The sequence below is a fragment of the Bariatricus sp. SGI.154 genome (assembly GCF_050313795.1).
Taxonomy (GTDB): Bacteria; Bacillota; Clostridia; order Lachnospirales; family Lachnospiraceae; genus CAMBRQ01.
In genome coordinates this window covers 1-271 of sequence record NZ_JBNPMC010000094.1, presented here as the reverse complement: position 1 = coordinate 271, position 271 = coordinate 1, and the positions used below count along the sequence as shown (strand labels likewise).

Here is a 271-nt window from a genome sequence, read left to right as displayed (position 1 = left end):
TCTAAAAAAAGTTAGTAAAGATGGGCTTATAGCTCAGCCGGTTAGAGCGCACGCCTGATAAGCGTGAGGTCGGTGGTTCGAGTCCACTTAAGCCCACTTATTAATAAAAAGTTTGGCTGAGGAGGCAAGGTCCACTTAAGCCCACTTAATTAATGACTAACTAATAATGACCAAATGGGGGATTAGCTCAGTTGGGAGAGCGCCTGCCTTGCAAGCAGGAGGTCACGAGTTCGAATCTCGTATTCTCCACTGTGCCCTACATTGCACCTCA

Annotated in this window: 2 tRNA genes; both read left to right on the top strand. The window is 46.9% G+C overall.

What is annotated here, in order from left to right:
• Nucleotides 1-22: 22 nt before the first annotated feature.
• A tRNA-Ile gene (locus ACQRBN_RS17485) sits at nucleotides 23-96 on the top strand.
• Nucleotides 97-176: 80 nt separating this feature from the next.
• A tRNA-Ala gene (locus ACQRBN_RS17480) sits at nucleotides 177-249 on the top strand.
• Nucleotides 250-271 lie beyond the last annotated feature (22 nt).